The following is a 23,564-nucleotide window of genomic DNA, read 5'->3' on the forward strand; positions in this document are numbered from 1 at the left end:
TGATATTCGCTGATGAGATGAGGACAGGCTGTGCCGCGCGGCCCCCTCATCCGACCCTTCGGGCCACCTGACCGGGGTCGAGCCACGGGTCTCGACCCGTCCTTCGGACCCCCGATGGGGAGAAGGGATGTGCCGCACCGTTTCCGCCTCCTCGAAGGCGTCGTGAGCTTCGTCCCCTCTACCCAACGGGAGAGGGTTAGGGTGAGGGGGCCACACGGCAAAACGGCTCTACTTCAGGCCCTGACAGGTGTTCGGAGACATGCCTGACAGTCAGGCCCGCATCACCGCCCGGAATCCTCCAGCCCATGCCGCATCCAGACATTCGGCTCCTCGTACAGCCCGATGCCGTCACCGCAATCTGCCATCAACGGCGCCAGCCCGCCTTCCACATGATACGGCCCTGACACCGGAAAGCGCAGCCCGCTCCATTCCGTCCATTGCGCCAGCGGCGCCTCAACCCGCATCGAGCACGGCGCGATTTTCACGATCCGGGCGCCGAGCTGCCAATGTTTGCGCAGCCAGGGATCGAAGGGCGCGCCGTTGGCTGTCGTCCATCCCATGTAATCGGCGAAGGAAGTCAGCGGATAGGCCGGTTTCTTCGTCGGCCGCACGGGTGCGACGAGCGCTTCGAGGCCGTTTTGCCTAGCGCTCGTCTTCATGTTGGCAATCAGGCGTTCGGCGAGATCCGAGCCGCGCATGTCGGGCGCCACGACAATGGCGAGCGCGGAGAGGGCGTTGGTTCTTTGTCCGGATCTGGCGGCTTCAACGCCACTGGTGAGAACCGCATCCCATCCCTCGTCGGGCAGGGAGGTGTCGTCATCGGGCTCGGGCCAGACAAAGGGAATGCTGTTCGATATCGCCAGAACCTTTTCGTTTCCTTGCTCGTCCCGGTCGAGGATAAGAAACTGGTGACGGCGCAGGCGCTCCGAAAACAGGTTGTCCCAGTCTCTTTCGACGACCGCGTCGCCGCCGATGAATTTCGGCCAGACGGCCGCACCCAGCTCGGCGAAGGAGGGGATGAGATCCGGCCGTTCCTCGGCAGAGACCAGGGTCAGCGTGCTGTCGGTTTCGTACAGGTTGGCAGGCATGGTGGACGTCTTCTCTCCTGATACCGAAGCGGGCCTAGAATAAGCATAGGTGAACGAAGGCTTTTGCGAAATTCGCCGGGAGATGCCGGTAAGGCACAAGGGCAGATTCGCGCCGCAAGTGAACGTTGCAAACAGGGTAATTGATCCGTAATTTCATGTGATTTCAGCAAAGTTCTAAACGACGGATCGATGGTTATGTTGGACACATTTTCTGCGAGCGATCGCTTTGGCTCTTTTTTGTTCAAAGACCACGCAGCAGGGAAGCGGCAGTCTCTGCGCGTTTTCTATTTCCTACCGGACAAAATCACCGCCGACACCCGTATCGCTGTTGGAATGCACGGACTTGACCGTAAAGCATCCGATTTTCGAGATGTACTCGCGCAACCCGCAGACCTCCACCAAATGATCGTTCTCGTTCCTGAATTCGATATGGAGGCGTTTCCAGATGTATATGCCTACAACTATGGAAATGTGAGGCCCGATGGCCCTGACGCTGCGGTCCTTCCGCGGGAACATTGGACCTTCGGCATTATAGACAGGCTGTTCAAACACGTCAGAGACAGCTTGGGATCGCGCCGAGAAACCTTTGGGTTATTCGGCAACTCAGCAGGCTCCCAGTTTGTTCTCCGTTATCTGGCACTCAACGGAGCCGTCCTTGTCGACCAGGCGGTCGCATCGAACAGTGGAATCTATATGCTGCCCGATCTGGAAGTCGCGTATCCGAGCGGAATGGGTGGTCTTGATCTGGATGCCGTCGCACTCAACCGATATTTCGGCACACGCTTGACCATCTTACTTGGGGAGTGCGACTGCGATGGAACAGCTTCTGATCTTCCACGCGACGAAAAAGCCATGGCGCAAGGCCCACATCGCCTTGCACGCGGCATGTGGCATTTTAAGCTTTGCCAGGGACTTGCGACCTCATCCGGGGGACAACTTGCGTGGAGAATGGAAATCATTCCTGGCGCAGGACATGTCGATCAGAAGATATTCGACCGCGCTATCCGTATCCTTTCAGGTTCATCGTGAAATTTCAAACGCTTCGGGCCGAAGGCGGCCATTGTCGGCACTTGCCACGTGATTACGAGCTTTTCCCGAAAGGGGGTATCAAGAGAGCGCCTGGCGCCGGCCGAACGCGTTTCGCAAGCTCACCGGAGGAATTCGGCCCCCAACCCGTCGCTCTCTTGATGGGGCGATGATCGCAGGGAATGGTTGAGGTGGTGTCCTGCCGGAGCAATTTCGTTTTCTTCGAAACACGGAATTGCTCCTTTCTTTTCACGCAATTCCGGACGCAAAACCGATGCACACTTTTGCTGGAATTGTTCTATCTCTTGAGCCGCCGCGCGAGCAGCGCGCCGGCATCGCCGATGACGATGGCCGGGATCAGCACCAGCGCCATGTCATTGATGCGCGGCGGCACGTCGACGACGACGAGATGGAGGCCGAACCAGGGATTGAGGATCTGCACCATGTAGATCGCCGCCCACCAGAGCCCGAAGGGGATGACGATGAGCAGGCGGCCGAGGCGGGTGGCGCTCCAGCGGTCGGCGGCTTCTGCAACGGCGATGTCGCGGGCTGCCTCGATGCCCTTGATCGCTTCATCGGCGGCAAGCTTCTGCTGATTGGTCTCAGCCGAGAGTTTCGCCTGATAGGCAGCGAGCAGCGGGCCGGTGAATTTCTCGATGATGCCGCCGAGCAGCAGGTCGGCCAGCCACTTCATTTCGCCCATCCGAACTTGTGGGCGAGGTAATACCAGCCTTCCGCGAGCGCGGCGATGAGCGCGCCCGAGGTGACCTGAAGGGCCATTGCGATATCGGGATCGCGCGAGATCATCTCGCCGAGATCGGGTGCGATCAGCCCGCGGGTGACGAGGACGGCGGCGAGGTAACGCAGGAGAATGCGGATGAAGACGAGGGTCATGTCTGCTGCCCTGATGGTGATGAATGGCGGCAGGATGGCCTGGGAAGAGTTGTCAGGCTGAATTCAGAGAATTTGAATCAGGAAAATTCTCTATCTCTTTGTTTTCCCGCAATTCCGGACGCAAAACCGCTGCGCACTTTTGCTGGAATTGCTCTCTTTATTTTCCGCAATTCCGGACACAAAACCACTAGGCACTTTTGTTGGAATTGCTCTAGAGAAAGCGGGCGAGCGCGCCGGAGGCGATCGCCTTGATCAGCAGGCCTGCGAGCGGTGTCAGCACGATGGCGACGACTGCCCAGAGCGCCTTGCCGATGCGGTTTGCGAGCTTTTCGACGCTGCCTTCGATGCGCAGCAGGGCAGCGTTGATATGCGGCTGCTGCGCTTCCAGCGAGACGACGCGCTCCTTCAAATCGTTGATCCTGCCGTGGAGTTTATCAAGCTCGTTGCGGGTGGTCTCATCCATGATGCCATTCCTCGTTTGGCGTCATGGATAGGGTGCGAACGGTTGACAGCGAAAAAAAATCGCGGTTGACGGCGCGTGCTGGCCGAATTGGTCGGGGCCGGCATTCAACCAGCGGGCAATTACCTGACATCCAGAAGATCTGACCTTTTCCGGAAGGAGTGGAGAAGTCCTCCTGCCTATTCTTCAGTCTATGCAGCCCAGGAGTTCTCGGGCTTCGATGAGACCTGGCTTTCTCCGGTCGTCTGTCTCGGACTCAACCTTTCCTGCCGATGTTCGCTGTGATCAGCAATACGACGAAGAAAGGCCGCGGATTTGGTCAAGGTTCCCCTCTATCAAGAAAATCAGGACCGCGTTGCGCTGCGGCCCGAATATACCGAAACGCTTGTCGGCGGCGCGACGGCCGATGCCTTCGGCTCGGCGATCGGCAAAGGGCTGCAGTCGGTTGCGAGCGGCATGGATGTCGCGGCCGAAGCGGTGCAGCGTGTGCAGCAGATGCGGGATGAGGCCGTCGTCAGCGATGGCGCCAATCAGTGGCTGCAGGCAAAAGACAAGCTGCTTTACGATCCCGATACTGGTTATGCGAACACGCAGGGACGGCAGGCGGTCGAAGGGTTCGACGCCTACCAGAAGAGCGTCCAGGGCCTGAAGCGCGATATCGTCGCGAAGATGTCGCCGGCGCAAACGGGCCTCTTCAACAAGCAGGTTGCCGCCTACGAAACCGACGCGCTGCGCTCCGGCATGATCAAGAAAGCCGACGAGACGAAGAAGTGGCTGCTGCAGGAACACACGGCGGCGGCCGAAAACTACTCGCGACAGGCGATCCAGACGCCCGATGATGAAACGCGCTGGAATGGCTTCGTCGGCCGCGGCCTGCAGGAGCTTGATGCGCGCGGCGCAAAGGAAGGCTGGGGCGAGCAGCGCACGCAGCTTGAGCGCGACCTATATCAGCAACGTTCGCCTGCAGTCTGCCTTGCGCATCGCCGAGAACGACCCGATCAGGGCCGCGAAATACGCCACCGATCACGTTGCCGACATCACGCCACAGGATCACATGATCCTGCTCGACAGGCTGAAGCCCGATCTCAAGAAGGCGGCGAGCGCCGACGCTGCGCATTTCAACGCCTCCAATCCCGCGCCGGGGCAGTTTGCGGCGACGGGCTTGAGCCATGATCAATATGCGCTGCTCTCCGTCATCTCGGACACGGAATCGCCTTCCTACGACCTGATGAACGGCGGCCAGCGCATCACGGACTATGCCGCCCATCCCGGCTTTATCGGCGCCGACGGCACGACGACGGCGACCGGCCGCTACCAGATGGTCAAGGGCACCTGGGATATGGCGGCCAAGGCGCTCGGCCTGACGGATTTTTCGCCGGCCTCGCAGGATCGCGCCGCAGCGTGGGTGGCCCAGGCCAGTTACCGCACCAAAACCGGCCGCGACCTGATGCGCGATATCCAGGACGGCAATTACACCGAAATCCGTCATGAGCTGGAGACGACCTGCGAAGGCCTGAAGAAGATTTCCGACGAAGAGTTCGCCAGGCGCATGGGGGCGGCGCGGTCGGCGCCGCTGGCTGTTTCTGCCGCGGCGGGGGCTGCGTCTGGATTACCTTCCGGATCGCCTGTCGCGACGGCGGCTCCCGCCGCGACACCCGGCAGCGAAGCAGTGCCGCCGCAGCCTGCCGGGCCGCGCTTCTCGCCGGCCGTGGAAAGCGTGTTGAAAAGCCTGCCGCCGGCCTACGCCGACGAGATCCGCGAGAGTGCTGCGGATGCCGCCCGCACCGCTGCAGCCGCGCAGACGGTGCGCGACAGAGCCGCTCAGACGGCGCAGGCCGAAGCCACCCGCCTGCGCATCGCCAATGGCGACACGACGCTGACTGCACGCGATATCCATGCTGATACCGTGATCGATCACGCCGAAAAGCCCGACTTGCTCGCCATGCTGGACGAGAAGCGCCGGGAGGCGCTGGCGACGAACCTCCGTCTGCAGGCCTTTGCGGCCGAAAAGCTCGTCATCGACGCCTATAGCGAAGAGGGCCGCAAGGCCAACGACAATGTGTGGAGCGCCATCGTTGCGGCTGTCGTCGAGCCGGAGAAGCAGGATCAGGAGCTTCTGAAACTGATCAGCCAGACGGGTGCGGTGCCGACGCCGGTCTTTGCCGATCTGCGCCGCAATCTGACAAGGGGTGATCCGGCCAGCGTGCAAAAAGCGCTCGAACGCGCAAACTGGATTTCGTCCGCCGATCACGGCGCGCTGGCGCGCATGCCGGGCGGGACAGAACTTGCCGACGCTGCCGTCCTCTACGAGTATTACCGAAGCGACATCGACATGGAGCCGGGACTGGCGGTACAGCGCATCATCGACCTCAAGGATCCCGAAAAGGTGCGCCAGCGCAAGGCGATGATGGACACCCCGTGGATGAAGGGCACGATCGACTATCTGGCGACGGAGGAATTGATCAAGCCGCTTTACCGCAAGGGTATCGTCTCCTGGACGAGCTTGGGCAATGAGAAACAGGCAGCCGCGATCATCAGCGATTACAAGCAGATTCTGACGGAAAGCATCTTTGATGCCGGCGATGTGGGGCCAGGCCTGACGCTTGCCAATGAACGCCTCCAGCGCCTTTACGGCGTGTCGGAATTCTCCGCGGATGGGAAAGATGTGCTGATGCATCTGCCCCCGGAAAAATTCTACCCCGACGATGGGACTGGTTCCCATGACTATATCTGGAAGCAGTTGAACGAAGAGTTTGCTCGCGATGGCATCAAGCACGGCAAGATCTTCCTCTACGCTGACCGCGACACCGAGATCGACATCGCTGCCGGCAAGCGGCCCCACTATCAGGTCCAGTTCGTCAATGAAAAGGGCGAGCTGGAGCACTACCGCAAGCCGTTCTTCGCCAACCCGCCGACCGCGGACGAAATCAAAGCCGCCGGGGATGCGGCGTTGGACAAAAAGATCGCTGAAGGTGAGGCGGAGAACCGGAAGGAGGAGCAGGAACGGCTGCAAGATAAGCTGTTCTCGCGCATCCTGATGCACACGATAACGGATCCGCTGACGTGGCTGCTTCCCAAACCCGCGCCTTGATCCCCCGCCAAAGCCGCGCCGCCGCTTGAAAGCCGCGCTCGCCCGTCGCCGAATCTCGTAAGAAAGAAGTGATCCATGCCATTCGATGAAAGCCGGGCGAGCCCGGGAACACCGCTGGAAACCGATTATCTCATGTCGCAGAGGATCGGCAGGAAGCTTCCCGCCCCAAGACCTGATATCCTCACCACGACCGGCGCCGCCTTCCGGCAGAATAATCTCGTCGTCTCGGTGGCCTCGTCTCACAAGCTCTATGAGATGGCGACGGGACACTATTTCGACATCGATCCTGATTTTAACACCTTCGATCGCGAGAACCTGAAAGGCTACGAGGAGTATCTCGATCATTTCGTCCATGTCTTCAACAAACGCGCGATGGATGCGGTGAAGGCGGATATCGATCAGGAGAGGAGGGACCGCGAGATTCTGGATCGAGCCGGAATGATCGGCGCGGTGATGAATATCGTGGCGAGCACGGCCGATCTGCCCACCTTTATTCCCGGCGGCGGGCTGGTGAGGGCCGGCAGAGGCGGCTTTTCCGTCGCCCGGTCGGCGTTGAGCATGGGGCGCGCTGCTGTCGTCTCCAACAGCGTGCAGGAGGCAGGCCTGCACTTCAGCCAGCAATTGCGCACGGTCGATGAGTTGCTGGTGGGCATTGGCGGTTCGGTTATTGCGGCGGGCCTGCTCGGTACGCGCCATGCCGCTCGCTTGACGCAGCTGGAACACGCCGCCGCCGCGCGCGCCTTCGATGCCGCCAAGGCATCGGATTTCGACGCGGCCACCAACGCGCTTCATGCTGAAATGACGGGCTTTTCCGCTCCCCGGCCTGCCGGTGACGCCGATCTGCGGCCGGTGTCATCCGCCGATCCCTCCATTGCCGGCAATGCGGTACCGGATACTGCCAAGGCCGCGCCAGCGGCCCCGACGGCCGCCCCGACTAGCGCAATGACGACGGCCGAGCTCAACCCGCTGCTGCGCATGCAGAACAGCCCTTCCGCCGCCCTGCGTGATATCGGCGCGCAGATGATGGAAAACCCCGTCTACCTGTCGAAGACGCCACTCTTCAAGGAGACACTGGCCGGGAATGCCGCCGGTGCAGGCGCTGCCGCCGCCGAGACACTTCCCGAATTTGCCCGCCGCGCCCTGGACAAGGCCGTCGAGGCCCACCGCGCCGCCTATATCGATGCCCGCAAGGCCGGGCTGGCGATGACGGAGCGGGAATTCCACGAAGACGTCGGCCGTGCCATGCGCCGCGGCGGCCAGAGTGATATTCCAGCTGTTGCGCGCGCCGCCGGCGCCTGGCGCTCTCATGTCGTCGAGCCCCTGACCAAGAGGGCGATCGAAACGGGGCTGCTGCCGAAAGACGTCGATGCCGCCGGCGCCAGCGCCTATTTCTCGCGCCTGTGGAACCGGGAGGCGATCGAAGCCAACGAACAGGAATTCAAGGGCATCCTGCACGGCTATTTCGACGGGCAGGCTTCGGCTGCAACAGCGCGCGAGGCAGCTGAAAAGCAAAAGACGCTTTCAGGCCCCGAGGGCGCCAAAGCCGATCCGCAAGCCGCAACGGCCGAGAGCGGCGCTGCGGCCGGAGGCAAGTCCGGCCTCTCCCATCGTGCCGGCCACTTTCTCAAGCATCTGCCCCATTTCGCGGCCGAGCAACTCGAGACGGGCCTCTATAAATTTGCCATCGGCCTCGTCGGCATCGAGCCGGATGATGCCGGTGGCGGTGACGGGACTGGCCCTGGGGAGATCGGTCCCGAAAAGGCTGGCCCCGAAAAGGCTGGTCCTGAGCAGACCGGCCCTGAGCAGACTGGCCCTGCGAAGACTGGCCCCCGCGTGCGCAGCAATTTCGAAAGCCGGATAAACGATCATGCCGCCCGCACCGCGCCCGAACTCCATGATCCTGCCGCCCGCGCCGATTATGTGAATGGCATCGTCGATGACGTCTACGACAGGTTGACGGGCCGGGCGACGGGGGGCTTCCCGCCTGACATCACCCTTGCCGCCCAAGGCCCGTTGAAGGGCCGCAGCTTCGACATTCCCGACGCGCTCGTCGAAAAATTCCTGGATGACGACGCCGGTCGCATCGGCCGCCGCTACGCCCGCACCATGGCCGCCGATATCGAGCTTGCCGAACGCTTCGGCTCGCCCGGCATGGAGGAGGCCTTCGAGCGGGTGCGGCATGACTATGCCGACCTGCGCGCGCAAACCGGCAATAATCCGGCCGGTAATAATCTGGCGGGTGATAATCTGACAGGCGGCGATCCGGCCGCGCTGCAGCGCCTCGATGAACGCGAGCGCGCCGATATCGCAGACCTGCAGGCCGTGCGCGACATGCTGCGCGGCAATGCCCGGCCCGAAGCTCAGGATACGAGCTGGGCGCGTATCCGGGCCGACGCCGGCGTCTTCGATTATATCAGGACGATGGGCGGCGCATCGATCGGCGCGCTTGCCGATGCCGTGCGCCCGCTGATGGTGCAGGGCTTCACCGGCTTTATGAAGGATGCGATCGACCCGATGCTGCGCGGCGTCACCGCCGCCGGCCTCGGCATGGAGGAGGCGGGGCGTGCCGGCGCCATCGGGCAAAAGATCCTGGCGTCGCGCATGGCTGCGCTTGCCCAGATCACCGACCCCTATGCCGATGGCCCCGTCTTCGGCCGCTTCCTCGCCAATATGGCCGAGGGCCGCCCGCTGTTGACAGGCCTCATGCATTGGGACGATTTCCAGAAGACGCTTGCCACGCGCCTCATCGAGGACCGCATCCTGGCCAATGCCGAAAAGGCCACCCAAGACGGTTTCGCCTCCCTGCCGCCAGGCGAGCGCGCCTACATGGACGCAATCGGCTTCGGCAATGAGCGCGCCGAAGACCTCGGCCGTTTCTTCGCCAGCCACGGCCAGACCCTCGACGGCATCAGGCTCGCCAACGCGGAAAGCCGGGGCGACGACACCGCTGCCGCCACCATCAGCCGCGCGCTGCGCGCCGCAATCGACAAGGAGACCCGCTCCCTCACCTCCGCAAGCGGCGACGATGACACGCCGCTCTTCGCCGCAACACCCCTCGGCCGCACCCTCCAGCGGTTCCGATCGCTCGCCATCGCCTCCAACCAGCGCGTGCTGCTCCGCGGCTTGCCCGAAGACCAGACCCGCCTCCTCGGCGCCATCACCGGCATGACGACGATCGGCGCCTTCCTGCACGCGCTGAGCGCGCTGGAAGCCGGCCAAGCCTTGCCCGAAGACCCCACTATCTGGGCAACCGAAGGCCTCAACCGCTCCGGCCTCTTCACCGTTGGCTTCACGCTCAACAATGCGCTCGAGAAATCGGGCGTGCCCGGCCTCGCAGCCGGCGCTCGCCTGCCGACAGCCTTCGCAAGCCTACCGCACTGGCGCCGGCTCCTCGACGCGCTGCTCGGCCGGCGCTGAGGAAGATGACGCTCCGCTGCCGCGGACCGCTCTATCTGGAGCCCGCCGTGGGCCAATCTGTTCCGACAATCACTGGGGAAAGGGTGTGCCGGTACCAGGTCTGACTCTCGCTGATCAATGGCGGAAAGGCGTGCAAGTCCAATAGTTCAGGCAATTTAAAACTGGCGGACTGATGGTCCGCCAGTTTCGATGGACTTCAGAACGCCTCGCGGCTGTCGCTTCTCGGATCCCCATCGATCTGGTGCAGCCGGTAGAGATCGCCGCGGGCGGTGCGCCGCCAGGGCCGCGCGGGGTTCTCCGGATTGGTGGTGATGTCGGCAAAGGCGATGCCGGGCGTGCCGTCCGCTGGGCAGAGGGCTGCCCATTGGCCATTGGGGGCGGCGATGCCCGAAGGCGCGATCACGCTCTGCGGGGCGTGGGAGGCGTAGCTGACCCAATAGGTGTTGCTGGCGGCAAGGCCCAACACTTCGGCGGCAAAGGGCGGCGCTGCGGAGGGTGTTTCTCCCGATGTCGAGAAGAGCACGCAGTCCACATCGAGCCTTTCATATTCGATGAAGATCTCGGGATAATGCGCCTCCATGCCGGCGGCGCAGCCGAAGCGGATGCCGTCCACCTCGAAGGTGACGGGGATATTGCCCGGCGAATACATGAAGGAAATCTTGGTGCGGGAGAGCAGGCGCTCGTCATAACGCGTCACCAGTTCGCCCCGGTCGGAGATGACGTAGAGGCTGTTATGCGGCCGGTGCGGCGGGGTCAGCTGGTGGGCGGCGCCGAAGACCGTCCAGAGTTTCAGTTTGGCCGCAAACTTTCTCGTCTCCTCCAGTTCCTCGCGCAGAACCTCCCATTGAAACCGGCTCCAGTCGGCAGCGCCGATCTCGGTGGGACCGATCTCGGAGAGGATGCGCTTGTGGGGAAAGCAGATCGCTCCCTCCGGGAAGTGGAGAAGCCGGGCGCCGGCATCGTGCGCCTGGCGCATGAGGCGGCGCATTTCGGCGCCGTTGGCGCGGAAGGCGTCGGCATCGCGGGGGTCCAGGCGGACCGTCGTCTGCGCGACGGCCAGCCGCAGGGATTTGCCGGCGGGCTCATCCGTTTGCGGTTCTGTTCGGGATGTTGTTTGCGGTGCGCGGATGTGGCTGAGGGCTGAAGTATAGGATTCGCCGGTCTTTGCGGCGCGGGCGCGTATCCTGCGTTTGAAGTTTCCGTTTCGGGTCATTGTCAGGCCTTTCCGTCACGGACGCATGTTCCCCGGCAACCACGCCCGAGCGATCGGACCAAGGTTTTCGAACCCGAGACGGAAGTCCCTTTGCCTCCGTTTGAAAGACCCTGCCGGGGAGGATCGTTGGAGGTTGGGCGCAGGCCACGCCTGACCCAGAAGATGTCGATGCCGGCGCGATTCGTCAATCTGGGGAGGTGCTGTGACGCGACTTCCTGGATGGCGGCGGATGATCCGCCGCCATCTGTTGCCTTGCGTTGAGTCAGGCGCCTTACGCGGCAGCAATGCCGTTGAGCTCGGCCATTACATCATCACGCAGCTCGATATCGGCAACTGCGAGGTTTTCCCTGAGGTGACCACGCGAGGATGTGCCCGGGATGAGCAGAATGTTCGGCGCGCGCTTGAGGAGCCAGGCGAGCGCCACCTGCAGCGGCGTGGCGCTGAGGCGGGTGGCGACATCCGAGAGCGTCGAGGACTGCAGGGGCGAGAAGCCGCCGAGCGGAAAGAAGGGCACGTAAGCCGTGCCTTCGTCTGCGAGCTTGTCAATCAGCGCGTCATCCTCACGGTTGGCGAGGTTATACTGGTTCTGGACACAGACGATGTCGGTGATCTTGCGGCCGTCATCCACCTGCTTTGCGGTGACATTCGACAGGCCGATATGCTTGATCAGGCCCTGCCGCTGCAGCTCGGCGAGAGCCGTCAGCGGTGCCTCGAGCGAGCCTTCGGCCGGGCCGTGCACATCGAACATGGCGCGCAGGTTCACCACCTCGATCACGTCGAGGCCGAGGTTTTTCAGGTTGCTGTGGATTGCTTCGGTCAGCTCTTCCTTCGAGAAGGCCGGATTCCAGGAGGCGTCGGCGCCGCGCAGCGCGCCGACCTTGGTGACGATGACGAGATCGTCTCTATAGGGTTGCAGCGCTTCCCTAATGATCTCATTGGTGACGAAGGGGCCGTAGAAATCGCTGGTGTCGATGTGGTCGATGCCGCTTTCGACTGCTTCGCGCAGCACGGCGATCGCCTCGTTTCGATCCCGCGGCGGGCCGAAGACACCCTTGCCGGCGAGCTGCATGGCACCATAGCCGAGCCGCTTTACCGTGCGGTCACCGAGCTTGAAGGTTCCGGATTTTTCGACAGTGGACATGAAATCTCTTCTCCGATTGAAGGCAGGCCCCGATTGAAGGCACGAGGGAGATAGGTCCGTATCATTGCTGTGACAATTGGCTATAATCCGGACGGGCTGTCCTGTATGGAGGACAATCGGTGAGATCAGGATTATGAAGCAAGGTTCGCCAGAAATCAGTGATGTCAGCGCTTTTCTCGCTGTGGCAAGGGCCGGTGGTTTCCGCGAGGCGGAGCGGGCAGGGCATATGAGCTCATCGGCGCTCAGCGATGCGGTACGGCGGCTGGAGGCGGAACTTGGCGTTCGGCTGCTCAATCGCACGACACGCAGCGTGGTGCCGACGGAGGCCGGCCGCGGGCTGATGGAGCGGCTCGGCCCCGCCTTCAGCGAGATCAATGCGGCGCTCGATTTCGTCAAAGATTTTCGCGATCGGCCGGCCGGCACGCTGAAGCTCAATGTGCCCGTCAGCGCGGCGCGACTGCTGCTGCCGCGCATCGTGCCCGCGTTTCTGAGAGCTTATCCGGATATCCGCCTCGAAATCGTCACCGAGGAGAATTTCGTCGATATCATTGCCGCAGGCTGCGATGCCGGCATCCGCTATGACGAGCGGCTGGAACAGGACATGATCGCGGTGCCGATCGGCCCGCGCGTCCAGCGTTATGCCGGCGGTGCTTCATCCGCCTATCTCGCAGAACACGGGCGGCCGGAGCATCCGCGGGATCTGCTTCGACATGCCTGCATCCGCGGGCGTTTTGCCGGCCGCGCCATCCCGGTCTGGGAGTTCGAGCGCAATGGTGAGATCATCAGGGTCGATCCGCCGAGCCCACTGATCGTCCAGAATGGCGGCGGCACGGATCTCGCCGTCGATGCGGCCGTTGCCGGAACCGGCGTCGTCTTCACCTTCGAGGATTGGCTGAAACCCTATTTTGCAAGCGGCGCGCTGGAGCCGGTGCTGGAGCCCTGGTGGGAGAGCTTTTCCGGCCCTTTCCTTTATTATCCCGGACGGCGGCTGGCGCCGGCGCCGTTGCGCGCCTTCATCGATTTCGTCAAGGCGATGCCGCGGGAGGCGTGAGAAGAGATCATCGGCCCGCAACGTGGTAGAGTGGGTGCGGGCGATGCATTCGCCGCATCGCCATCATCAACAACACCATCGTAGTGACGATGGAGGGGGAGATCATGAGCAGCGCAAGCAATATGACCGGCAACGGCACGAGCGAGATGAAGCTGGAGATCATTGTCGTGCCCGTTTCGGATGTCGACCGGGCCAAGGCATTTTACGGCGGGCTCGGCTGGCGCCTCGATGCCGATTATTCCTCTGGTGACAATTACCGGGTGATCCAGTTCACCCCGCCGGGCTCGAACGCCTCCGTCATTTTCGGGAAAAACGTGACACCGGCGGCACCAGGCTCCGCGCAGGGGCTCTATCTCGTCGTCTCCGATATCGAGGCGACCCGCAAGGAATTGCGGGAGCGCGGTGTGGAGGTCAGCGGGGCCTTTCATCCTGAAGGCGAGGTCTATAGCGGGCCTGACGTGCCCTATCTCTTCGGCCGGCGCCGGGTCAACGGCCCCGATCCCGATCGCAGCAGTTATCGTTCCTTCGCTTCCTTCAACGACCCTGACGGCAACGGCTGGCTCTTCCAGGAAATCACCGCCCGGCTGCCGGGTCGCATCACCGCTGACCTTGCCGCCTTCGGCACGGCGAAAGACCTTGCTGCAGGGCTGCGCCGGGCAGCCGAAGCCCATGGCGAGCATGAGAAGCGCAATGGCGGCAAGCATGACGAAAACTGGCCGGACTGGTATGCGGAATACATGATGGCCGAGCAGACGGGCAAGCCGCTGCCGCTGTGAGTTGATTGGCGAGCAGGGCGGGCCGGATGGCTGGGCCCGCTGACCATTTTACGACAGCTCACATCATACAGGCTCGATCTGGGCCGCCCACTTCCAGAGATCATCCATCTGGTTCGGCGGAATGCTCATGGCCACCGCGAGCAGATCGATGCGGGGATCGTTGCGGGAATATTCCTGTGCGTCCTCGATCATGATGCGCACAGTTTCCTTGTCCTTCACCGACATGTCAGCCATGCCGTTGACGAGGGAGAGGACATCGGCCTTGAAAACCGGCGGTTCGAGTTCGAGCGCGGCGAGCCAAAGCTGCCATTTCTTGAGGGAAGGGAAGGCCTCTTCGAGGCCGAGGGGGTCGCGGAGGAATTTGGCGATCAGGGGCTCCTGGTCATCGTGAGCAGTGGCATCCGGCATCCCTGGTTGCGGAGCCCCCAGAATTTCGAGGATTTTTCCCTCACTGTCCTGCCTTACATAAACCGTGGTCATGCCCAAAACCTCTTGCATTGCCAATCATCCCAACCTGTCAAGTATGCTGCCACACTTGCTGTACCGCTTATGTCCACCTCGCGCATTACCTGAGCCGAGGCATTCGTCCTGACTGGGGTAAGAGCCCCAAATTCAGTTCCACCACCTCCGGAGTTACCTGTGGCGCGGCTGCGAGCAATCATCAGGCCAGTGAAGAGAGAGGATACCGGGCCCATAGCGGAGATGGCGTCACCGTTCGTCCCTGTGCTTATGTCGATAAACACCAAGGCATCCACCGAGATACCTACCGGACAACTGGGAAGGGTGAGGGGGGTCCATGTCGCATTGCCCGCTGTGTTGGAGTAGAGCAAGGCATTCGCAACAAGTACCCGGTTGCCAGACTGCTGGAACATGACGATGTTTCCGGAACTGTTCGTCAGGATGATGCCTATTCGGCTACCAGAGAGCAGCTCCCACCCCAAGGGTACCGCGACACCACCTTCGATGGCCGACAACGAGGCGACGAACCTGGTGTTCCCATCCAGGCTTCTGACGGCGTACACGAAGTAGGTCTTACCGGCCTGCACCGTGCCGGTATCCAGGCAACCCAGGCCCGTCCCGAAGGTAGCTGCGAGACTACAGGTGGCATCCGCGGCCGTGGCATGCTTCCCGCCTCCGAAGAACCCGAAGCCGGCCCCTACGGTAAAGGTTGTAGCGGTGGAGTAGGCGGGCACAAAGCCGACCATGAAGTCCAGCCCGAGCGCTGACGCCACATATTTGACGATACTGCCCGCCAGAACCTTTCTCAGGCCCCAACCTGTCGTGCTGTCGGCGATGGCGAACTCGTCGCCATCCGCGATGTCGGTCTTTGTCGCCGCGCCGTGAAGCCAGCCGGCCAGGGTATTGGCGACGTCATTGTAGATCGCCACAGTCTTCCGATACCAATGAAAGGCGGAAAACAGCCCGCCCGAACCGGGGATCGCGACATCTTCCGGATTCGTTGCGTAGGCGGTCGCGAGGCCGGCGCTGGCATTTGCGTTCGTTGCCGACTGAGCGGCTTCCGCGGCTTTCTGCTGGGCGGTCTGTGTGAGGCCGGCAACATCAGGGATGTCATCAGCAATACCTGCCACAGTCTCCAGATACTGCGAGACGGCGGCAACTGCCTCCAACGCATCGCCTTTGTTGCTGAGCGTCAGAACGTCTGCAATCAGCTTGTCGATCGTTGCTGAATCGAATGACGGCGGAATGGTGACTGCGCGGGCCGCTCTTTCCTTGAGCTGCTGGAGCCTCATCACAACGAGGTCGAGCGCCTGCTCGACGGTCTCCGCATAATAGGCGCCCTGGTTTTCCAGGTCGGTTTCCTGGGTAAAGGGCACGTCCAGCAGCAAAGTTATCTTGGTGCCGGCCGCCGGGGCGGGGACGATGACCGCGCTTCCGCCTCCATCATTGCCAGTGCCGGTCACAGTGTAATCGGCGTCGAGCACCAGGATTGAATCCGTGCCCGATGCATCCGTCCGGATCACCTGCAGATGACGGGGCTCCAGGATCTTGAACTTGTATTCGAAAGCCGTGGCGACGCCGTCCCCATTATAGGGGCCGGATCGATTTATCTCGCTCGAAATGGTCATGTGATTGTACCTCTGGTTTCCCGAACCATAGGCTCAGGAAGGTTGTCGGCCTGACCTAGCCAAACCACTTCGAGCGATGAGACGGTCTTGCTTCGTCATCGGGCAGATGGCCCGGTTCGCGGCCGTGACAGCAGGCGCCTCGATCGCTGCGTTTTTCCGCCGGTATCCGATCGTCACGGCCTTGCAGCTCGGTTTCGACGCGACAATCGCCACCACCATCGCCGATGGGCTACGCCATGTCTGTGTGCCCCAGCACTATATCGATGCCGGCGCCGCAGTGGCGGACCCGCGCGGCTGAAGATGCATTTTGGTGGTGGTTCGTTGCAGAAGGGAGTGAGCTGACCGAGGTCTTTTACGACGCGGAACTGGCCATTTTTTTCTTAATGCATCAATTCAGCGATCGAGGATAAATAATTCATATTCATCTTCAATCTGTTTTCGCGTTGGCTTCGGCTTTCCCTGCTTCGTCAAATCCGCCTCGATCGCCATCCTGAGATCCCGCGGGATATCCTCATACTGCACGGTAATATCGTAGCTCGCGTCGTCGACGGAGACATATTGTGCGCTCTTGCTCCAGCCCTGCATGCGGCCCTGATGCTCGATCTCGGTGACGCCGTTCTGAATGGCGGCAGCAACCTTGGCCGGATCGTTATAGACGGCGACGGCATCCTCGGCCGAGGATTTGATGCTCTTTTAGGAGGTCTCGGCAAACCAGACCTTGCGCTGGTCGAATGTGTGGCTGATCGTGCTGTCCAGCAGGATGTTCATGCTGGTGCGGGTGGCCTCGTCATTGGCGCGCGCAGCACCCGGTCTCAGCCCCTTGCCGAATTCGGCGCGTTTCTGCTCGGCAAGCTTTTCGAAGGCGGCGCGGCTTCGACGGCGGCGCGGTCCGTCAGCGTCAGGAAGCCGCCCTTGCCATGAAGCGCCTCGCGCGACCAGTCGCCGAATTTCGTCTGGCGATCCTTGGCGGCGTTGGCTGCTCGACTTTCACTACGGCATCGGCCAGCGTGCCGAGGCCGGTTGCGGCATTCTGCATGCCACGGCCGATCGCGGTGCCGAAGGCATCGGCGTCAGCACTGGCCGTCAAACCCTCGGTATATTCGGGGCGAAGCGCAACATGCTGCTGGGTGTCCTGATAGGTGGGAACGGTCGGCATTCAGAACCTCAATTTTTGTTTCCCGCAATTCCGGACGCAAAACCGCGGCACAGTTTGCTGGAATTGCTCTACTTACCCAAGCCATGGGCCTGGGTATAAACCTTGCCCGCGCCGCCGAGGATGGTGCCGACGGCATCGAGATAACCGCCCTTGACGGCCGCCTCAGCGCGCATGCGGTCGAGCTTGGCGCTTGCGAGCTGATTGGTGCCCTGCACCTTGTAGCCATAGGCCTCGCGATAGGCATTGGTGCGCACGTTTAGCGCATCGATCTCGCCCATCTTGGCGGTGTCGACGATCGTATCCAGCGGCGAGCCGAAGGAGAGATCGACGCCGTTTGCGGCCATGGCGGCGCGCTGGCGGCCTTCGAGCTGGGAGGTCTGCAGGCGCTTCTGCTGCTCTTCCTGCTTGCCGCGCTCGATCGCGTCCTTCGCTTGTTTGTCGGCGATGTGCGCATTCATTTCGGCGACCTGGGCGTTGTATTTGTTCGCCTCCGCCGTCGCCTTTGCCTGCTGCACCTGGCCGGCGGCGCCGAGAAGCGTCGACCCCAGTGTCAGCGCAAGACCAAGATCACACATCCGCTTCTCCCATTTCGAATAGCCGGAATGGATGCCCGTTGATCTCGACGGGTTCGAACAGCTGGAAGCCCAGCCATTCGAGCCAGCGTAGGGAGATCGTATTGCGCGCATCCACGAAGTTTCGAAGCAAGCCGTAGCGGCTTAACAGTTGAGCCGGCCAATTGCGTGAGGTCTTGAGAAAGCCGCGGAAATTCTTCTCCACCGCGTCCGTGCCTAGCAGCCAGGGCGCACCGATACCGGTCAGGATGTTGATATCGCCGACACCCCACATCACCTCCGGCCGGCCATCGAAGAGGGCGGTCCACGCCTGAGAGGAGTGGCGGTAGGAAAAGGAGAGCGCCGAAAGCGGCGAGCGGCCGGAGGCGGCGAAAACCTCGTCGCGGTCGGCTGCCCGCATGCGCGCGGCAATCTGCCTGACATGGCTCGGCCGCGCCTCGATAATGGCGATCTCAGCGGCCAAGGGTGACATCCGGCATGATGGAGAGAATGGTCATCGGCAGCGGGTCGAACTGCTTCACCCACATGGCGCCGCTGGTGCTCCAGTCCCAATAGGGGGTGATGGTAAGATCGCCGGTATAGAGGCTGATCGCCTCGTTCCAGTTTTCGTTGCGGCGCTGCTTGTATTCCACCAACGTGCCACCATCGCGCTCGCCGTCTTCAGGTCCGGTGAATATCCCGCGGGTGTTTTCCACCCGGAGGGTCACTTCGGAGACGGATTTTGTGCGGCCCTGCACGGTGCCGAGGCCCTGCACCTGGCCGATATCGAGATCGAGCGTTTCGATCGCTGCCGTCACCGGCAGGCCGATATGGATTTTCGAGGCGGCGTTCTGCAGCCGCACGCTGCCGCCTGTGACGGTGAGATTGCGCACGACATTGCCGTCTGCGAGCGCCACGAGCGTCTGGCCTTCGAGATGGTTTAGCCCGTTCAGCACCGTCGCCGGCGGGCCGGAATAGGTCAGCCCGCAATCGACGAAGAAGGCGTCCTGCACATCCTCGAAGGCGCGGCTGTGCAGCCGCTCGATATAGCGCTTCTGTGTGCCATTGATCGTGCGACGGACGATGAAATAGGGCACGTCCTCGCCGTCTTCCTCGATCACGGTCACATCCTCGAAGAAGGCGTCGTTGCCGGGGCCGCTTTCATGGCGGGTCCAGGCCCAGACATCCTGCTCCTTCATGTAGGTGAGCGAGACCAGAGCGCCGTCATCGAGCACCACCCAGACGACGGAGTCGGGCGCCTGGGCATAATCCCAGGCTGATATCTCGCGGCCCTTGAAGAGGTGGCGGGCAAGGATGGTCAGATCCTTCCCGACATAACTATCCTGCGTATAGTCATAGGAGAAATCGCGCACCACGCCGCCAAGGCGCTGGGCAAAAAGCACCGTATTGCCGACGACGATCGGCTGCACCTTGGCGGCTCCGCGATAGCCCTGGTTATCGAGCTTGATGGCGGAGGGGGAAATCGCATCCGAGGTCGAGCCGCCGGTGACGATCCATTCGGAACCGGAGGTCAAGAGCAGCAGGCCGCGTACCGAGATCATCGAGCGGATCTCGTTCACCTGCCGGGCGCGGATGCGGAAGGTCACGGCGTCACTTGCCTTGGCGGGTGAGGAGACTCCGAAATTCTCGTAATTGGCGGATTGGCTGAGCCAGACGGCCTGCGGGTCGTTCTGTGTCGAGGCGAAGGCAAGCCGCTGCTCGATGAATGTCACGCAGCGCGGATAATTGCCCGCCGCATTGAAAGGGTTGCGGCCGGCCTGCGGCGTGTCGGAGAGATCGGGCGTGATGTTCTCGTCATCGAAGGTCAGGCCCGTCGTGCCGCCGACATAGCCGAAAATGCCGTTGTCGTCGCGGTAGACGATGTAGCGTGCCGCACCTGATACCGCCGCCCAGGTGACACGGTTGATGCCGCCCTGGATGGCGAGGTCGTTGACGGTGGCGCCGGCATTGGACGGCAGGCTTTCCTCGCCGCTGTCTGCAACAGCGGAAACGCAGTAGCGGTATGTGGTTGCCACATAACCCGGCTTGCCTGATGTATCGCCGGGCTTGGTGATGGAGGGCGTGCCCGCCGGCGGGTTGATCAACGGCTTGAACTGGACCGTCGTCAGCGTCCAGTTGTTGTCGGCCAGGCGCCCGAGTTTGCGCACAGGGTGATTGACGTGGCAGAGGTAGAGCACGTCGGCTTCCTGCACGAACACGAGGTCCTGCACGTCTGCTGCCGTATAGGCGGTCGCAACCTCGTAGGGGGCGGCGCCCGTCAGCTCCAGCCCGCCATCGCGGAAGATGCGGATGTATTTGTCGCCGAATTCGAGGATATAGGTCTGCTCGGTATTGAACTGGAAGCGGATCAGCCGGGCCTGCTTCGAGCTGTCCTTGATCTCGTGGACGAATTGCAGCCCGGCCCGGTTCGACACGCCGCCATGCGGATGCACGAAGACGTTCAGCGCCGTGCGCAAGCCGCTCTGATATTTCGTGAGATCGACGCGGGCGCCGAGCGCAGGCGAAAGTTCGCCTGCGGTGAAGGAAGGCTGGTAGGCGCGGAAATCAGCCATGGGCGCGCACCGCGATCAGTTCGCTCACGAAACTCTCGCTCGTGTGCCTCACCTGATTGGCCTCGGCCTGCTCGGCCGCCCGCTGGCTGCTCTGCGCTAGCGCCATCGCATCGGCGCGGATCTTCGGATCGCGCGTCAGCGGCATGGCAAGGCGCACGGCCAGATGCCAAGCGAGCGCCTCGATGAAGAGCGGCGAATATTTCGTCGGGTCGGTGAGCCGGCAGGTATAGCGCAGCAGCGCCGGCGAGAGATCGCAATAGAGCCGGTCGCCCTCCAGCGCATAAGCATATTGCATCTCGCGCCCGGCCTCATCGAGATCGGGCTTCAGTGTTTCGGGCGGTATGGCGGCATCGGCGGAATAACGGGGCCTGATCCAGCGGATCTGCAGGCAATCGGCCGGCCGTGCATAGGAGTGGCGCCACACACTCGGCTTGTCATTGTCGAACGCGCCCAGCGCCACGGTCTTGCCCGCCACAGCCCAAGGGAAGGATTGCAGCAGTACATCGCGGGTCTGCGCATAGAACTGATTGCAGGCGCGCGCCTCGGCGCTCTTTTCGGTGAGATCGTTGATATTGTCCTTGCCGATATTGGAAAGGGCGAGATTGCAGATAGAGACGACGGTAGCCATGAACCAACCTCTTCAGTTGGGGTAGGGCTAACGTGGGGATGGTTGTTAGGGTGAAGTGGGGCGATACCTTCATCGGTTTGGCCGTGATGAACGCGGACAAAAGACCCCGCCCCAAACCCCACAAGGGGGCCTTCGACAGTGCAGCCTTTTACCCCACCTTGCGGCCGATAAATAAGCCCGTCTCCTTGCCCACCTCAAGCACGCCGCCGCCCGCACGGAAAGCCTCTGATATCGCCGCCCGAAACGCCGCAAGCTCCGCCTCATCAGCCCGATCGCCCGGCGGATAGGAGGTCAGCGCCAGGAACACGTCTTCCGGCTCGGTTATTCGCATGTGCGCCGGATGCTCGCTCATGATGACATTGCCAAACTGCGCCTGCATCAGCCGCTCCGCCGTCTCGTAGCCGAAGGCCGCACCCGCAGGGTCGTATGGCGGGCTGCCGAACACTGTGGTCAGCGCATACATGCCGCGCATGTTGCCGGCGCCATTGGTCGTCACCGCGAGGTGACCGCCCGGCTTCAGCACGCGGTGCATTTCGGCAAGCGCCTGCGCCTGATCGGCCACATGGTAGAGCATGTGCATGGCGATGACGGTGTCGAAGGAGCCGTCCTCGAAGGGCAGGGCGGTTGCGTCGGCCTGCTGGCCGGTGACGCGGGCAAAGGAGAGCGGGTGGCAGCGCTCGAGCGCTTCCTGCAGCATGCCGGGGGAGAGATCGGCAAGCGTGAGGTCGAGATCGTCGGGCAGTTCGTTTGCCACGGAAGCCCAGAACCAGGCGGGACCACAGCCAATGTCCAGCACGCGATCGCCCGGTTTGAGGGGAAGCTGCCGCGCCACCCAGGGAAACCAGCCGGTTTCGGCAATTGTATATTCCCGGTTCAGGCGCCCGCGCGCGGCAAGTTTTTTGCTGTCGCTATATTGTTGCTCATTGCCTGTGGTGATCGATGACATGATCGGCCCTGCTTCCCTCAATGCCGGCTGGAATGAATACGGCAGCTGATCCTGCATCTTTGCGGCGTGGCGGGCAATTACGATATCCGGCTTTTGAGGTGTCGAATTGGCCGGTGTCGATGATGCGGCCCGCCCGCAGACGGGTCTGTGACAAACAAGTCGTCGGCGGAATGGTTGTCGCTATTGTCGGCAGCTGCTAGGTCACCCTCCAACCATCGCCCGGCCTCGAAGGAGAAACAGTGAAGAACCCGATCTTTCTCGTCATCATGTGCGCCTTCATCTTGGTGGCGATCGCCGGCCTTGCGATCAGCTCCGCCCGGCTGATCGGCCTGTTCTAACCAGCTCATTGATAGGCCGGCGGCTCTCCCTGATCGCTTGATATCCAGTGAACCCAGACCGACACGCCGCGTGCCTTCAGCCTCTCCATCACATGCCGGGCCGGACTGCCCGGCGTCATCACATCGCGATAGATATCGTCATCATAGATCTTCACGCCGCGCAGAGCGGGCATGTCGAGCAGCGCGGGCAGGTTGGCGAGATCGACACCGAGGGTGAGATATTGCAGCTTCAGCGGTGGTTTCAGCGTTTCGAGATCGACGAAGCGGACCATCGAGTTGAGATCGAGCGCGGTGATATTGGGGCAGTTGGCGATACCAGCCATGCTGGCGACATCGAAGCTGTCATCTTCGCCGCTCCAGAATTTCCAGATGTAGGAATAGATGGTGTTGCCGCCGTCGAAATAGAGCGTGTCCACCTGGTCCAGCATCTCCCGCGTCAGCGGATAGCGCTCCAGATAGGTGCGCACCGGCAGGAGCGGATGATGGCCCTCAGTGTCGAGATCGACGGCGCGGCCGAGCACATGGCCTGCCAGTTCCTCACGTGTGCCGAGATTGAGAATGCCCTTGTCCATCATCACGGACATGACGACGAGCTTGAGATTGGGATCGCCGAAGGGCGCGCCCGGCTCTCCCGAAGGTTCGGGATAAAAGGCGGCGCGGGTCGTTTTCGCCGTGCCAAGCATGGTTGCGGCCGTTGCGCCGACCAGCAGATTGCGTCTTCGGATCATGCCGCCTCATGCACCAGGGATCGGATCTCCGCGACAGAAGCTAGTGCAGCCGGTGGATGAAAAAAGGTGGGCTACCGCACATTAGCCAGGTGAAATCTGCGCGCGCTGAATGGAGTGTCAGGCCTGCTCCCGAATGCCTGATGTTGCCGGGCGATTACCGGAAACGCGGTTCGCGGCGGGCGTTGTGCAGAAGTTCACTGGCGGTGGCGAAAGCGCCGAAGAGCTGCAGCAGCCGCTTCTCCTCCTTGCCGTCGATCCGGTGTCGGGTGCAGAACTCAGTAACGGACCAGACCTTGGTCAGGGCATCATGATCGACATCTGCAGGCTCTACGCGTTCCATGGCTGCATCCTCCCTGACCAAAGATACCGCCACGCTCTGAAATGGCGACTAACGAAAAGT

At 62.1% G+C, this 23,564-nt stretch carries 23 protein-coding genes; 7 read left to right on the top strand and 16 right to left on the bottom strand.

From position 1 onward, the window contains the following. Positions 1 to 281: 281 nt before the first annotated feature. A complete protein-coding gene (locus tag ACR9ZQ_RS11770) occupies positions 282 to 1,088 on the bottom strand; it encodes a hypothetical protein (protein ID WP_481427855.1) in 807 nt (268 codons plus the stop codon). A 195-nt stretch (positions 1,089 to 1,283) separates the two neighbouring features. On the opposite strand from ACR9ZQ_RS11770, the gene ACR9ZQ_RS11775 reads away from it, so the two are divergent. Further along, a complete protein-coding gene (locus ACR9ZQ_RS11775; RefSeq protein ID WP_310386547.1) occupies positions 1,284 to 2,117 on the top strand; it encodes a hypothetical protein in 834 nt (277 codons plus the stop codon). Positions 2,118 to 2,412: 295 nt separating this feature from the next. Here ACR9ZQ_RS11775 and ACR9ZQ_RS11780 read toward each other — a convergent pair whose 3' ends face one another. The 3 genes from ACR9ZQ_RS11780 to ACR9ZQ_RS11790 all read right to left on the bottom strand — a co-directional run bounded on the left by ACR9ZQ_RS11780 (position 2,413) and on the right by ACR9ZQ_RS11790 (position 3,471). Next, entirely contained in the window at positions 2,413 to 2,808 is a 396-nt protein-coding gene (locus ACR9ZQ_RS11780) for a hypothetical protein (protein ID WP_481427856.1), read from the bottom strand. After that, the gene (locus tag ACR9ZQ_RS11785) at positions 2,805 to 3,008 is read right to left on the bottom strand and encodes a hypothetical protein (RefSeq protein WP_007816197.1); all 204 of its coding nucleotides are present in this window, start codon (positions 3,006 to 3,008) and stop codon (positions 2,805 to 2,807) included. Before ACR9ZQ_RS11785 ends, ACR9ZQ_RS11780 begins: the two co-directional genes overlap by 4 nt. A gap of 211 nt (positions 3,009 to 3,219) precedes the next feature. Beyond that, complete coding sequence (locus ACR9ZQ_RS11790) at positions 3,220 to 3,471, bottom strand: hypothetical protein (RefSeq protein ID WP_025669550.1); 252 nt, start codon at positions 3,469 to 3,471, stop codon at positions 3,220 to 3,222. A gap of 970 nt (positions 3,472 to 4,441) precedes the next feature. On the opposite strand from ACR9ZQ_RS11790, the gene ACR9ZQ_RS11795 reads away from it, so the two are divergent. Together ACR9ZQ_RS11795 and ACR9ZQ_RS11800 are read left to right on the top strand one after the other, a co-directional pair. Then, positions 4,442 to 6,559, top strand: a complete 2,118-nt coding sequence (locus ACR9ZQ_RS11795) for a lysozyme family protein (protein ID WP_481427857.1) — start codon at positions 4,442 to 4,444, stop codon at positions 6,557 to 6,559. A gap of 75 nt (positions 6,560 to 6,634) precedes the next feature. After that, on the top strand, positions 6,635 to 9,976 hold the full coding sequence (locus ACR9ZQ_RS11800) for a hypothetical protein (protein ID WP_481427858.1): 3,342 nt from the start codon (positions 6,635 to 6,637) through the stop codon (positions 9,974 to 9,976). 196 nt (positions 9,977 to 10,172) lie between these two features. Here the strand turns inward: ACR9ZQ_RS11800 and ACR9ZQ_RS11805 are convergent, their stop codons facing one another. Together ACR9ZQ_RS11805 and ACR9ZQ_RS11810 are read right to left on the bottom strand one after the other, a co-directional pair. After that, the gene (locus ACR9ZQ_RS11805) at positions 10,173 to 11,189 is read right to left on the bottom strand and encodes a carbon-nitrogen hydrolase family protein (RefSeq protein WP_310386539.1); all 1,017 of its coding nucleotides are present in this window, start codon (positions 11,187 to 11,189) and stop codon (positions 10,173 to 10,175) included. Between the two features lie 271 nt (positions 11,190 to 11,460). Further along, positions 11,461 to 12,330: an aldo/keto reductase family oxidoreductase gene (locus ACR9ZQ_RS11810; RefSeq protein ID WP_481427859.1), complete on the bottom strand. Its 870-nt coding sequence runs from the start codon at positions 12,328 to 12,330 to the stop codon at positions 11,461 to 11,463. Between the two features lie 133 nt (positions 12,331 to 12,463). Between ACR9ZQ_RS11810 and ACR9ZQ_RS11815 the strand changes: the two genes are divergently transcribed. Further along, complete coding sequence (locus ACR9ZQ_RS11815; RefSeq protein WP_481427860.1) at positions 12,464 to 13,381, top strand: LysR family transcriptional regulator; 918 nt, start codon at positions 12,464 to 12,466, stop codon at positions 13,379 to 13,381. Positions 13,382 to 13,485: 104 nt separating this feature from the next. Next, complete coding sequence (locus ACR9ZQ_RS11820; protein WP_481427861.1) at positions 13,486 to 14,157, top strand: VOC family protein; 672 nt, start codon at positions 13,486 to 13,488, stop codon at positions 14,155 to 14,157. A gap of 63 nt (positions 14,158 to 14,220) precedes the next feature. Here ACR9ZQ_RS11820 and ACR9ZQ_RS11825 read toward each other — a convergent pair whose 3' ends face one another. Together ACR9ZQ_RS11825 and ACR9ZQ_RS11830 are read right to left on the bottom strand one after the other, a co-directional pair. Beyond that, positions 14,221 to 14,637 carry a hypothetical protein gene (locus tag ACR9ZQ_RS11825; protein WP_481427862.1) on the bottom strand — a complete coding sequence of 139 codons (417 nt, stop codon included), beginning with the start codon at positions 14,635 to 14,637 and terminating at the stop codon, positions 14,221 to 14,223. Next, positions 14,634 to 16,244: a hypothetical protein gene (locus tag ACR9ZQ_RS11830; RefSeq protein WP_481427863.1), complete on the bottom strand. Its 1,611-nt coding sequence runs from the start codon at positions 16,242 to 16,244 to the stop codon at positions 14,634 to 14,636. The genes ACR9ZQ_RS11825 and ACR9ZQ_RS11830 overlap by 4 nt, the downstream gene beginning before the upstream one ends. 76 nt (positions 16,245 to 16,320) lie before the next feature. Here ACR9ZQ_RS11830 and ACR9ZQ_RS11835 point away from each other — a divergent pair, with 76 nt between their 5' ends. Further along, positions 16,321 to 16,542: a hypothetical protein gene (locus ACR9ZQ_RS11835; RefSeq protein ID WP_481427864.1), complete on the top strand. Its 222-nt coding sequence runs from the start codon at positions 16,321 to 16,323 to the stop codon at positions 16,540 to 16,542. Between the two features lie 260 nt (positions 16,543 to 16,802). After that, a complete protein-coding gene (locus ACR9ZQ_RS11840; protein ID WP_481427865.1) occupies positions 16,803 to 17,165 on the top strand; it encodes a hypothetical protein in 363 nt (120 codons plus the stop codon). Here the strand turns inward: ACR9ZQ_RS11840 and ACR9ZQ_RS11845 are convergent. The 8 genes from ACR9ZQ_RS11845 to ACR9ZQ_RS11880 all read right to left on the bottom strand — a co-directional run bounded on the left by ACR9ZQ_RS11845 (position 17,143) and on the right by ACR9ZQ_RS11880 (position 23,504). Further along, positions 17,143 to 17,400 carry a hypothetical protein gene (locus ACR9ZQ_RS11845; RefSeq protein ID WP_310386523.1) on the bottom strand — a complete coding sequence of 86 codons (258 nt, stop codon included), beginning with the start codon at positions 17,398 to 17,400 and terminating at the stop codon, positions 17,143 to 17,145. The genes ACR9ZQ_RS11840 and ACR9ZQ_RS11845 overlap by 23 nt on opposite strands. Positions 17,401 to 17,468: 68 nt before the next feature. After that, the gene (locus tag ACR9ZQ_RS11850; RefSeq protein WP_481427866.1) at positions 17,469 to 17,975 is read right to left on the bottom strand and encodes a virion core protein, T7 gp14 family; all 507 of its coding nucleotides are present in this window, start codon (positions 17,973 to 17,975) and stop codon (positions 17,469 to 17,471) included. Further along, positions 17,968 to 18,444, bottom strand: coding sequence for a hypothetical protein (locus tag ACR9ZQ_RS11855; RefSeq protein ID WP_481427867.1), 477 nt, complete (start codon positions 18,442 to 18,444; stop codon positions 17,968 to 17,970). Before ACR9ZQ_RS11855 ends, ACR9ZQ_RS11850 begins: the two co-directional genes overlap by 8 nt. After that, on the bottom strand, positions 18,425 to 20,524 hold the full coding sequence (locus tag ACR9ZQ_RS11860; protein ID WP_481427868.1) for a phage tail protein: 2,100 nt from the start codon (positions 20,522 to 20,524) through the stop codon (positions 18,425 to 18,427). Before ACR9ZQ_RS11860 ends, ACR9ZQ_RS11855 begins: the two co-directional genes overlap by 20 nt. Then, on the bottom strand, positions 20,517 to 21,152 hold the full coding sequence (locus ACR9ZQ_RS11865; protein WP_310386515.1) for a phage connector family protein: 636 nt from the start codon (positions 21,150 to 21,152) through the stop codon (positions 20,517 to 20,519). Before ACR9ZQ_RS11865 ends, ACR9ZQ_RS11860 begins: the two co-directional genes overlap by 8 nt. A 148-nt stretch (positions 21,153 to 21,300) precedes the next feature. After that, complete coding sequence (locus tag ACR9ZQ_RS11870) at positions 21,301 to 22,098, bottom strand: class I SAM-dependent methyltransferase (RefSeq protein ID WP_310386513.1); 798 nt, start codon at positions 22,096 to 22,098, stop codon at positions 21,301 to 21,303. 343 nt (positions 22,099 to 22,441) lie between these two features. Continuing rightward, positions 22,442 to 23,164 (bottom strand): DUF6892 domain-containing protein, encoded by a 723-nt coding sequence (locus tag ACR9ZQ_RS11875; RefSeq protein ID WP_481427869.1) that lies wholly within the window; start codon positions 23,162 to 23,164, stop codon positions 22,442 to 22,444. Between the two features lie 154 nt (positions 23,165 to 23,318). After that, positions 23,319 to 23,504 carry a hypothetical protein gene (locus ACR9ZQ_RS11880; RefSeq protein ID WP_310386510.1) on the bottom strand — a complete coding sequence of 62 codons (186 nt, stop codon included), beginning with the start codon at positions 23,502 to 23,504 and terminating at the stop codon, positions 23,319 to 23,321. Positions 23,505 to 23,564 lie beyond the last annotated feature (60 nt).

Source organism: Rhizobium sp. KNZ14-9A, from assembly GCF_056755015.1.